The sequence below is a fragment of the Acetobacter sicerae genome, assembly GCF_011516765.1.
GTDB lineage: Bacteria > Pseudomonadota > Alphaproteobacteria > Acetobacterales > Acetobacteraceae > Acetobacter > Acetobacter sicerae.
The window spans coordinates 1-10,720 of sequence record NZ_JAAABN010000037.1; the positions used below are offsets into that span (position 1 = coordinate 1).

General features: G+C 60.5%; 10 protein-coding genes. All 10 read right to left on the reverse strand.

Features of this window, described 5'->3' with window-relative positions; all coding sequences use genetic code 11:
* Nucleotides 1–87 precede the first annotated feature (87 nt).
* Complete coding sequence (locus GVI59_RS17730) at nt 88–1,860, reverse strand: AMP-binding protein (RefSeq protein WP_173575383.1); 1,773 nt, start codon at nt 1,858–1,860, stop codon at nt 88–90.
* Nucleotides 1,861–1,875: 15 nt separating this feature from the next.
* A complete protein-coding gene (locus tag GVI59_RS17735) occupies nt 1,876–3,123 on the reverse strand; it encodes an MSMEG_0569 family flavin-dependent oxidoreductase (RefSeq protein ID WP_173575384.1) in 1,248 nt (415 codons plus the stop codon).
* Nucleotides 3,124–3,139: 16 nt separating this feature from the next.
* The gene (locus GVI59_RS17740) at nt 3,140–3,427 is read right to left on the reverse strand and encodes an MSMEG_0570 family nitrogen starvation response protein (protein ID WP_173575385.1); all 288 of its coding nucleotides are present in this window, start codon (nt 3,425–3,427) and stop codon (nt 3,140–3,142) included.
* The gene (locus tag GVI59_RS17745) at nt 3,415–4,593 is read right to left on the reverse strand and encodes an MSMEG_0565 family glycosyltransferase (RefSeq protein ID WP_173575386.1); all 1,179 of its coding nucleotides are present in this window, start codon (nt 4,591–4,593) and stop codon (nt 3,415–3,417) included. Before GVI59_RS17745 ends, GVI59_RS17740 begins: the two co-directional genes overlap by 13 nt.
* Nucleotides 4,590–5,564, reverse strand: coding sequence for a sll0787 family AIR synthase-like protein (locus GVI59_RS17750; RefSeq protein WP_173575392.1), 975 nt, complete (start codon nt 5,562–5,564; stop codon nt 4,590–4,592). The genes GVI59_RS17745 and GVI59_RS17750 overlap by 4 nt, the downstream gene beginning before the upstream one ends.
* Nucleotides 5,561–6,124: an MSMEG_0567/Sll0786 family nitrogen starvation N-acetyltransferase gene (locus GVI59_RS17755; protein ID WP_173575387.1), complete on the reverse strand. Its 564-nt coding sequence runs from the start codon at nt 6,122–6,124 to the stop codon at nt 5,561–5,563. Before GVI59_RS17755 ends, GVI59_RS17750 begins: the two co-directional genes overlap by 4 nt.
* A complete protein-coding gene (locus tag GVI59_RS17760) occupies nt 6,121–7,230 on the reverse strand; it encodes an MSMEG_0568 family radical SAM protein (RefSeq protein ID WP_173575388.1) in 1,110 nt (369 codons plus the stop codon). The genes GVI59_RS17755 and GVI59_RS17760 overlap by 4 nt, the downstream gene beginning before the upstream one ends.
* On the reverse strand, nt 7,227–8,210 hold the full coding sequence (locus tag GVI59_RS17765; protein WP_173575389.1) for a Nit6803 family nitrilase: 984 nt from the start codon (nt 8,208–8,210) through the stop codon (nt 7,227–7,229). Before GVI59_RS17765 ends, GVI59_RS17760 begins: the two co-directional genes overlap by 4 nt.
* Before the next feature lie 24 nt (nt 8,211–8,234).
* Nucleotides 8,235–8,717 carry an MSMEG_0572/Sll0783 family nitrogen starvation response protein gene (locus GVI59_RS17770; protein ID WP_173575390.1) on the reverse strand — a complete coding sequence of 161 codons (483 nt, stop codon included), beginning with the start codon at nt 8,715–8,717 and terminating at the stop codon, nt 8,235–8,237.
* A 339-nt stretch (nt 8,718–9,056) separates the two neighbouring features.
* Nucleotides 9,057–10,460, reverse strand: coding sequence for an aminotransferase-like domain-containing protein (locus tag GVI59_RS17775; RefSeq protein ID WP_173575391.1), 1,404 nt, complete (start codon nt 10,458–10,460; stop codon nt 9,057–9,059).
* Between the last annotated feature and the right edge of the window lie 260 nt (nt 10,461–10,720).

Below are 10,720 nucleotides of genomic sequence, written 5' to 3' on the forward strand. Positions count from 1 at the left end.
ATCAGGCAAAAGGGGAACCAATCAACGGTTCTTCGATCCCTCCAGGTCCTGAGCCTGCAAACGTAACCGGGTCCGACACCGATAACATCAGGACACCAGCAGGCGTTTGCGTGTGATCTTGCCCGATACGGTGGTCGGCAGATGCCTGACGAAGCGGACCTCCTTCAGACCAATCCAGCGCCCGAGGACTTCATTGACCCGTGCAACGATTTCCTCGGAAGAAAGCACCCATTTCACCCCGGAATCAGGAACCACATAGGCGACAGGCCGCTGCCCTCTCAGTTCATCGGGCATTGCCACCACGGCACACGCATGAACAGCAGGATGGGCGGCGATGATCTTTTCGATCTGCACGCCCGAAATCCTCCGGCCCGCGACCTTGATCACATCATCGGAACGTCCGAGCATATGCACGGCGCGATTGGCTTCGATCATGCCTTCATCGAAGGTGCGATAATGCCTGCGTGTTTCATCAAGATACGCTGCAGGAGCACGGATCGCCCTGCCCTTCCAGACACCCGCCAGACAGCCAGGCGGCAGCGGTAGGGAGAGAACAATCTCGCCGGACTGTTCACCCGGCATGGACGACACTATGGCCGGACGGAATCCCGGTGCAGGCCGCCCGATGTCGTTCATGAGCGAAACCGGTTCACACTCGGGCAGGCCAAAGAAATGAGCGGTGATGCTCCACCCGGTTTCGGTCTGCCACCAGTGATTGACAACGGGTTTGCGAAAATACGACCTAGCCCAATCCAGCAAGGTTGGGTCCGCATACTCCCCGGCCACGAAGATGCGCTCCAGCGCGGGCAGTATCGCCCCAGACAGATGACGGCTTTCCTGCCGCATCAACCGCATCTGGGTGGGCGTCGTGAACAGGCATTTCACCGCGTGCTCATGACAGAGCGCGCGGATGGCAGAAGCTGATGCACCCCCTTCCACGATTACGCTGGAGCAACCGCTGATCAGCGGCGCATAGACGCCGTATGAATGGCCAACCACCCAACCCAGATCCGATGTCGTGAAGAAGGTGTCACCGGGTTTGCAGCCGTAGATCAGATCCATGGATAAGGCGAGGGCCACGGCATGTCCGCCATTGTCACGCACAATGCCTTTCGCATGACCCGTCGTTCCGGATGTATGAAGAATATACAGGGGATCTTGGGAGCGCAGTATGACCGGCTCTGCTGGCGCGGACTGCTCCAGCATGTGGAAATCATGATCGCGCACCGGCAGAAGTGAGGCCGGACAGGCTTTGCGCTGCACGATCACGCAGGCCTGTGGTCTATGCGTCGCTTTGTCCAGCGCCTCATTCAGGGCAGGTGCGGATGGGATTGCAGTCTGGCCCTGAAAGCTGCAACTGGCGATGATGATGACTTTCGGCGCCACGTCATCAATCCGGCGCGCCAGTTCAGGCCCGCCGTAACCGGCAAAAACCACCACATGCACCGCCCCGATCCGCGCACAGGCCAGCATGGCGATGGCTGTTTCGATCATGGTCGGCATGACGATCAGAACACGGTCGCCTTTTTCCACCCCGAGTGAGCGCAGACCACCGGCAAACCCGGCTACTCTGCCCAGCAATTCCCGGTAGGTGACCACCTGCCGTTCCCTGGTGGCGCAGGAATGCCAGATCAATGCTGCCTGCCCGCCGCGACCATTTTCAACATGCCGGTCCACGGCGTTGTGGCAGGTGTTGAGCATGGCGTCGGGAAACCAGTCATGCCAGCCATCCGTCCGCGTCCTGCATGCGGTCACAGGCGTCTGCTTCCATGTGACGCGCTGCGCCGCAGCCAGCCAGAACTGATCTGGCTGACTCAACGCCGCATCATACATCGCCTCGTATGTCGTCCATGGAAGCATGGCGCTTTACTCCGTTCAGGCTACGGGCACATCTTTGCCGGTGATCTGGCTGGCCAGCCACGCGGCGTCACGCGAGACACCGGAGAACCGTCCCGATCCCCATGTGTGCAGCCAGGGCAGACCGAGGAAGTAGAATCCCGGCGCGTCGGTCACGCCGCGATGCCAGACCGGCTTATTGGCTCCGTTGAAGACCGGCACGTCGATCCAGCGATAGTTGGGCCGGAAGCCAATGCACCAGACGATCGAGGTGATGCCTGCGGCCTTCAGGTCGAGCGGCGCGTTGCTGCCATCAGGCTCCCAGACGGGCACGTAGGACGTCTCGGTCGGAGCGCTGATTCCTTCACGGGCGATATAAGCGTCGATGGATTTCTTGATATCGGCATTGGTCTTGTCCGCATCATCAAGGTTTTCCGCAAGATCCGGCGCGAAGTGCGCGACCTCGTCACGGATTGTCTCCAGCGTGCCATGCAGGCCCACGCCCTCCTTCGCAAACTTGCGCAGATCAAGATCATGGCCTCCATTTCGGCCGGTGACATAATGATTGGTCTTGTCGCGTGCGCCGTCACGCAGAGGGTGATTATCCACCGTAAGATCGTAGAAGTGCATGTCCGCAAGCCAGTCCACGACATCGCGGCCACGGTAGAAGCGCGAGACACGCGGGGCGGAACCGACACAGAGATGAACCTTGCGTTTTTCAAGAAACAGATCCTCGACGATCTGCGCACCGGACTGACCGCTGCCCACGACCAGAACCGCGCCGTCCGGAAGCTGCGCGGCATTGCGATAATCCTGCGAGTGGACCTGAGAGATTGATGGATCGATCGCGCTGGCGTAACCGGGGATCACCGCGTCCTGATACGCTCCCGATGCAATGACCACATGCTTTGCGTGCCATGTCTCTCCAGCGGCCACCACGCGATAGCCGCCAGATTCATGGCGCGTGATGGAGGTAACAGCCGTGTGTTCACGCAGCGGTGGATTGAACGAGTTAACAAACCCTTTGACGTAGTCAATGATTTCCTGCTTCACCATGAATCCGTGAGGATCGCTCCCTTTGTAGGGATGGCCAGGGAGTTCGCATTGCCAGTTCGGTGTGACCAGGCAGAAATTGTCCCAGCGTTCATCGTCCCATGAATGACAGGCCGTTTTCGCCTCAAAAACAATGTGCTCCACCTTCTCGCGGCAGAGATACCAGCTCATGGAGAGCCCGGCCTGTCCGCCACCCACGATGATGACGGGAATGGTTTTTTCGTTCTGTGTCATGGTCGTTCTTTTCGTCTCAGGATCTGAAAGACAGGACGCGCACCTGCGCATCGGGTCGATTGAGGAAGGGCGTACCGGCCTGTCGAATGGCGTGCAGCTGGCCAAGGGCGCGGCTGCACGGGAAGCCGTAGCGCGCACGAACCCGCTCACTGGCTTCCGTCAGGGCCGTGTCCGCCTTTTCAAGGAACTCCCGGACCGGATAATCCTGACCGGGCGTGAAATGGTCCCTTATGACCAGCGACGGGGAGTAGCAGTCGCTCTCCCTCCCATCGGGCCAGCGCACGCGAAAGGTCATTTCGGGCATGATGACAAAACTCCTGAAGCAGGGACGCCAGCGTGCGGCAGCGCCGCGAGACGCCGGTATGCGGGGAGATGCCGACTGGCGACGCTGCGCCAGTCGAAACGCCGGGCCGTTGCGGGGCCGCTGACCTGGAAACGGGCCGGACTCCGGACGCTCAGAGCGTCGCGCAACGCGCAGACAAGTGTTTCGGGGTGTTCCGGCTGGCACCAGAATGCCTCGAGACTATGAAGATGCTCCGTGAAGGGCGGTGCGGCCGGAACCACCACCGGGATCCCGCAGGCCAGGGCCTCAAGCGGGCACAGGCCGAAGCCTTCCGTCCTTGAAGGATAAGCCAGGACCGAAGACTGCCGGTAGAATGCCGGCATATCCTCATCCGCAACTGTTCCCGTGACGGTCACCGCATCCGCAAGGCAGCGGGCCCGCATGCGCTCCTCGAAGAGACAGCGATAGTCGGAGTGATCCAGCAGGGATGCACCCCCGGCTATCACAAGATGCAGATCCGAGTGCTCCCGATACAGCATCTCAAAAGCTTCGAGCAGAGCAAGCGTGTTCTTACGACGCTCGATCCCGCCGACCGACAGCACGAGACGTGCGTTCCATGGAAGCCCATACCGTGCGCGAAGTTCCTGATCGCGCAGACCGGGCTCCGGAAAAAACCTTGTCAGATCGACACCATTCCCCACCACAGGCGCATGCCGTCCGTAATCGGTGAGGAGCGTGTCCTCCCAGAGCTGACTGACCGTGAAGAGTTCGGTCGCAGCCGTCAGCCCTCGTGTCTGGCGGGCCGCGACACCGGGATGAGAGAAGCGGTCCAGATGGTGGACCGTGCGGGCAAAGCCCGGTATCCACCCTTCTTCCACCAGTTCGGCCAGCGCATTGGCGCTGATCGGGTCCTGCGCATGCAGTACGTCAAAATGCTGCCCGCGCAGTGCGTCCCTGATCTCGCCGATGCGACGCTCTACCAGCGTTGGCAGGTCAGACACAGACGCGGCCGGGATGCAGCTTGTGGCGCAGCGGGGCGTACGGAAGAAACCGGCTCCTTTCACGTCCGGCGCAATCAGCGTTGCGTCATGGCCCGCATCACACAGAGCTTCCGCCAGCGCCATGCCGTGCACCACACCGCCGCGCGGATTGGTTGAATGGGTCAGAATTCCAATGGACAGACTCATGGCGCAAATCCCATGAGTGGCGTCCGGGCGAGATCCCAGAAGGTCTCTTTCTCGTCCGCCCATGTGACATCCAGCCGTTGCGTGCTGTCACACTGACCGATGACAGAGGCTGCAATATCACGTCCACGAAACCGGGTCATGATCGCTTCAGCATCTTCGGGGCGCGCCGTGAGCAGGTAGCCATAGCTCGGGAATGCGGAGAGCCAGCGCTCCATAGGCGCGTCATCGGGGCGCGGAATGTTATCAAGCGCGATGGTCATGCCGACGCCTGAACATTCGGCCAGCATGAGGGCCGTCCCCAGCAGGCCGGCCATACTGATGTCCTTCGCAGCACGGCTCAGGCCGTCTTCAGCAATAGTGGGCAGCAGTTCAATGTCACCACGCAGCCGGACCGCTCCTTCGGTGCCGCACAGCGCGGAACTGGCATCCCAGAACGGGTGCGGATCATGCCAGCGACCGCGCAGGTCGATGGCGGCGATCAGAACCTCGCCCGGCTGCGCATCGAAGCTAGTCAGCAGATGACGGGCACGACCGAGGATCGCCACCGACAGCGAGTTATGGGTGCTGCGCATGTTGGTATGGCCGCCGACAACCGGCACGCCATAGGTGCGCGCGCCTTCCTGCAGACCGGTCAGAATGGACGTGGCCGCCTCGGACGTATCGCTCCACAACGCATCCACCACGGCCACGGGACGGCCTCCCATGGCCGCGATGTCACTGACATTGACCATCACGCCGCAATACCCGGCAAACCACGGCATTGAGCGGACAAAGCTGTCCTGAAAGCCCTCGCTGGCCAGCAGGAGGTAGCCATCGCCATCCGGGATCGCGGCGCAGTCATCGCCAAGACGGATGGCATCGGAGTTTGCAGGTTTCAGGATCGCAGCGGCGTCGGCGATGTCCTGCTTTCCCGCAACGGCACGACCGTGACGCAACGTACGCAGCAATGTAGCGAGTTGATCTGCCATCATGCCACCTGCCGTATCCGGGGTTGCGGACGCAGCAGCCATGTCTGATCCTGACCGTGCGCCGGATAGCGCGAAAGATCGGCTTCCATATCGTGATGAGGCAGGTCATGCAGCGTAATGACCCCGAGACTCTTCCAGTGCAGGCGGCGGAAAAACAGTACATTCTGTTCCTGCACCTGCGCGAGGAACCGTGTGGCCCCGAGCCCGTGCGCTGTGCTGACCGCCATACGGATAAGTTCCGCCCCGATCCGTCCGAGCTTGCGATGATCGGCATGGACCGCCAGACGGGATCCACGCCAGACACCGGGCTCGGCTTCATGGATACGTACCGCGCCCACAACCCGATCCGGCATTCCCGCCATGCAGCAGGCCGCGATGATGGGAATGGCAACCGCGTCGATTGTATCCCGGTCATCGTCCACAAAAACACGCTGTTCGGTGCAGAACACTTCGCGGCGCAGCGCGTGATAACCGGTGCGTTCCCACGGCGTGCGGGCAAGACGCACGACATATTCCGTAGGAATGAACGGCCGGTCTTCCACGCCTTCGAGGATTGTGCTCATTGTTCGTACGCCGAAAGCGAGGAACAGGCGCCACACCGCCCACACCCGGCCCGGATGTCGGTGGATTTCATGTTCGCTTCACGCAGCATCCGACCAAGCGGCGCCAGAACGGACTTCATGAAATCGGCTGAAGGCGGCGCGTGATTTTCCAGTGGTGTGCCGGAGATGGGCACGAACGGCACCACAAAGGGATAGACCCCGAGCGCAATCAGGCGTTCGGCCAGGGCCAGCATGTCTTCGGCACTGTCACCAAGACCCGCGAGAATGTAAGTATTGACCTGCCCACGTCCGAAGATCGGCACGGCGGACGCAAAAGCGTCTATATAGCGATCGACGCTGACTGTGGCCTTGCCGGGCATGATCTTCTCACGCACGGCCTGTGTTGCGGCTTCAAGATGCATGCCCAGACTGTCAGCCCCCGCATCCCGTAAGCGCTGGAACCAGCCGTGATCGCGCGGCGGCTCGCACTGGACCTGAAGTGGCAGGTCTACTGCGGCCCGGATGGCACGGGCTGATTCCGCCAGCACCGCAGCACCCCGATCAATTACGTTGGGCGTGCCCGTTGTCAGTACCATATCCCGCACGCCGTCCAGTTCCACGGCGGCTTTGGCAACCTCGGCAAGCTGCGCGGGTGTCTTGTAGGCAATGGTGCGATCGGCCTCCAGCGACTGGCCGATGGCGCAGAACTGACAGGAGGTGCGCCGGTCGGCATAGCGGATGCAGGTCTGGTGCACCGTGGTCGCCAGAGTGTCACGGCCATGCAGCAGGGCGATCTTCCAGTAAGGAATGCCGTCCGCCGTGCTCAGTCCGTAAAAGCGCGGTGCCCTCGGAAAATGGATCGTGCCCAGCGTCTGACCATCACGCAGAAGAGTGCTGGCCCCACTCTGGTCAGGCGGACTGGCCTGAAAAGGAGAGTGTCGCGCGCCCGATGTATAGACCGGGACCATGACGGTCTGACCCGCGATGGTGATCGTCTTGTGGTCGGAAGGGCCGGCTCCGCCCTTGCGGGCGATGCCCCCCGTCTGCTCGCCGATCTGAAGCCCGAAGGATTGCAGATCGGTGACGAGCTTGCGGCCGGAAAGCGTGCCGAGTGTCGGAACAGTCATGACGCAACCTCGTCATTGGAGGGACCAACCGGCCCAGTTGCTCCGTGCTCACCAACATAATGCACCGTGCGTGCGGGCCGCCGGTCCTGCAGCAGGCTGAGCAATTCCGGGCGTGCGTAATGCCCCACGGAATCCATCATCCGCTTGCGCTTGGTGATCAGTGCAAAGTCGAGATCGGCGATCACCATGCCCTCGCCTTCCGTCAGCGGCGTGCCCAGCAGCTTGCCTTCGGGCGAGACGATGGCGGTGAAACATCCGCCACGCAGCGGTCCTTCCAGCGCGGGATCGCGCGCTATATCCCTGATCTGATCTTCCGTGAGCCAGCCTGTGGCGTTCACGACAAAGCAGCCGGATTCAAGCGCATGATGCCGGATGGTGACTTCCATCTGGTCGGCGAAGATCTGGCCCACCAGCGAGCCGGGGAACTGCGCGCAATGGATTTCCTCGTGCTGCGTCATCAGCGCGTAACGGGCGAGTGGATTATAATGCTCCCAGCAGGCCAGTGCCCCGATGCGCCCAGCCGAACTTTCAACAACTATCAGCCCCGAACCATCACCCTGCCCCCAGACCATGCGCTCATGGTAGGTGGGCGTGATCTTGCGACGCTTGAGAAGAATCTCGCCTGTCGCATCGAAGATGATCTGCGTGTTGTAGAGCGTGCCGAAGTCGCGCTCGTTCACGCCCAGCACCACGACCATGCCGGTGTCGCGGGCGGCCTCAGCCACCATGTCGGTTACCGGGCCAGGGATGACGACAGCGCGTTCGTAGAGCTCCAGATGCTCTCCGCCGAAGCGGAAAGCGGGCTGGATAAATGAGAAATAGGGATAATAGGGCACGAAGGTTTCGGGAAAGACCGCCAGCTTCACGCCTTTTTCGGCGGCATCACGGATGGCCTGACAGACTTTCCGGGCAGTCCCCAGACCATCGTCACCAAGGACGGGGCTGATCTGGATGGCTGCGGCGCGAACGATACGGGACATGGCTTGCGGTCCTCCCTTGGGCCTTCAGAGAGTCCAGGTATTGAGGATGAAGGCGTTGTCGCGGCGGGCCAGCAGGATGATGTCGAGCACGTCCTGCGGATTGATGGGCGTGATGCCGGGGATCAGATTCTGCTCGCCATAGCCGTAGAGAGCCTGAAGCGCGAAGCGGCAGGCATAAACCTTTCCGCCTTCTTCAAGGATTTTCGCGATCTGCTTGTTGCAGTTCATGTGCCCCGGGAAAGCCTCGTCACCCAGACGGGGAAAGCCGCGCTGCACGCCAAGCGTCACACCCGGTCCATACAGCAGCACCGACGTCTCGAAGCCTTTGCGGATCAGACGTGTGGCCTGCAGAAGATTTACGAACCCAACCGATCCTTCATTGGCGACAGTATGGAAGGTGATAAGGGCTTTTTCGCCGGGCTTGGCTTTGACGTCCTCAAAGACCTTGTTTTCATAATTGACGAAACAGTCGCCATCTTTATGTGGAGCGTGTTCGACTTTCGACATGGTATATCTCCCGTGTGCTGCGGTCTCCGACGAGAAGCCGAAGCTGACCGCTGTGCCGAGACGAACGTCGCACGGGATGACGGGGAGACAAAATATTGTATGTCTGATCTATGCATGACAAACGACGCAAAGTGCATGACAGACCTGTTTCCACCCAAGACAGATCCATACAAAAAATATTAACAGGCAAGACAATCGGGAATAAATTGAATACCACTTTGTTTTGTAAGGATATTTATTTCACGCATTCGTGAACCGAAAGCGATTTTGTTTTTCAGTCGCTCGCGAATAGCCTCTGGGAATCAGGCGATTCCGACCATTCCTGATCGTGCTGTCAGGTCACACAATATCGGCAAAACCAGGGGAACGCTTGTGCTGCAGGACCGACAGCACCCCATGCAGGGATTCCTCAAGGCTTGCGGCGTCAGGTGCACTGCCCAGGGCGATCCGTGCGCGCTGCGGGGGCTCGCCGTTGATAGCAAAAACGGTGCTGGGCACCAGCGCCAGCCCCCGCCTGCGGGCATAGGCCACGAAATCCGCACTCCCCCACCAGTCCGGCAGTTTCAGCCAGACATGCGGTCCGTCGGGATTCATGCAGTGCCCTTCTCCGAGAATCTTGCGGGCAATGGACTGGCGCAGGCGCAGTTCCTTCTGGATGGCATGGAGGATCGTATGCGCCTGCTCGGTCTGCATCCATCGCGCCGTCAGCGCGCTGAGCAGACCGGCATTGGTGAGCGCAATCGCCCGGATCGCCGCCGTAACACGTCGGGTCATGTCCGTGTTGGGCAGGGCGACATACGCCGTGCGCAGGCCCGGACTGAGCGTTTTGGCAAGGGTCGCCACGTAACTGACACGACTATGATCAAGGGCCGCCAGCGCAGGCAGCGGATTGTCCATCAGAAGGCTGTAAGGGTCGTCCTCAGCAATATGCAGATGATGGCGCTGGGCAACTTTCAGGATATCCTTACGTCTTTGCAGAGACATCGTGGCCGTGGTGGGATTGTGGATGGTCGGGATGCAGTAGAGCATCCGGGGATGATGTTCGGCGCAGACCCGATCCAACTGGTCCGGCATCATGCCTTCCATATCGCTGTCCACACCCACCAGAATGAGATCGAACTGCGCTGCGATGGTCCGGATACCCGGATAGGCGATACGGTCGGTGACAATGACATCACCGGGTTGCGTGTGGGTGCTGACAATCGCCGCAAGCGCGCTCTGCGCACCGGGTGAGACAAGGATTTCATCTGTGCGCCGCTGTCCGATGACGGGTGCGATCCATTTCGCGCCAAGTTGGCGTTCTTCCAGTGTGCCGCCCGTTACCCGATAGGACATCAGACTGTTCAGGTCCTGCTGCTTGAGGATGGTCGTAATGTCGCTCTGGATAATGCGCTGAAGGGGCGGGTCCTGGGGGATGGGCGGCAGGTTCATGGTCAGATCGACCACGGCCGGCCCCGTATGACGCCAGTGGCTTTCTCCCGCGCCGACACGTACAAAGGTGCCCCGGCCGACCGTCGCATCAATCAGGCCGCGCCGCCGCGCCTCGGTAAACGCACGGGTCACGGTCGTCAGATTGGCGTCAAGATACTCTGCGATTGTTCGCTGTGGCGGCAGCCTGTCTCCTTCCCGCAGGTCGCCCTTGCGGATGGAAAGTGCCAGAGCATCCGCGATCGTCAGATAAATGGCGTTCGGGCTCCGATCGATCTCCTCTTTCCAGTGGGCCAGATAGGGGTATGAGGACATGGAGTGAGGCTTCCATACAATGGAAAGAGTGATATTTGAACATAATCCGCACAATCAACGCAATCATGCCCAAACCAGACCACTCCACTGAATGGTTTGCTGTTGTATAAATGCCGTTCGTTCAACGGCACATGCTCCGTGCCATCCACGACATTGTCGGTCGCCTCACGCAAGCTGAAGGCGAGCAAGAACCAAAGGTGCAAATTCATTTTGCGCTCAGGGGGCGTTCTGAACCGTCCGATCGGCTTCTACCATGCACC

What these genes read in the sequence shown, in the direction of transcription:
- GVI59_RS17755 (WP_173575387.1), bottom strand. Translation starts at nt 6,124, where the DNA reads ATGAGCACAATCCTCGAAGGCGTGGAAGACCGGCCGTTCATTCCTACG.
- GVI59_RS17770 (WP_173575390.1), bottom strand. Translation starts at nt 8,717, where the DNA reads ATGTCGAAAGTCGAACACGCTCCACATAAAGATGGCGACTGTTTCGTC.
- GVI59_RS17760 (WP_173575388.1), bottom strand. Translation starts at nt 7,230, where the DNA reads ATGACTGTTCCGACACTCGGCACGCTTTCCGGCCGCAAGCTCGTCACC.
- GVI59_RS17750 (WP_173575392.1), bottom strand. Translation starts at nt 5,564, where the DNA reads ATGATGGCAGATCAACTCGCTACATTGCTGCGTACGTTGCGTCACGGT.
- GVI59_RS17730 (WP_173575383.1), bottom strand. Translation starts at nt 1,860, where the DNA reads ATGCTTCCATGGACGACATACGAGGCGATGTATGATGCGGCGTTGAGT.
- GVI59_RS17765 (WP_173575389.1), bottom strand. Translation starts at nt 8,210, where the DNA reads ATGTCCCGTATCGTTCGCGCCGCAGCCATCCAGATCAGCCCCGTCCTT.
- GVI59_RS17745 (WP_173575386.1), bottom strand. Translation starts at nt 4,593, where the DNA reads ATGAGTCTGTCCATTGGAATTCTGACCCATTCAACCAATCCGCGCGGC.
- GVI59_RS17740 (WP_173575385.1), bottom strand. Translation starts at nt 3,427, where the DNA reads ATGCCCGAAATGACCTTTCGCGTGCGCTGGCCCGATGGGAGGGAGAGC.
- GVI59_RS17775 (WP_173575391.1), bottom strand. Translation starts at nt 10,460, where the DNA reads ATGTCCTCATACCCCTATCTGGCCCACTGGAAAGAGGAGATCGATCGG.
- GVI59_RS17735 (WP_173575384.1), bottom strand. Translation starts at nt 3,123, where the DNA reads ATGACACAGAACGAAAAAACCATTCCCGTCATCATCGTGGGTGGCGGA.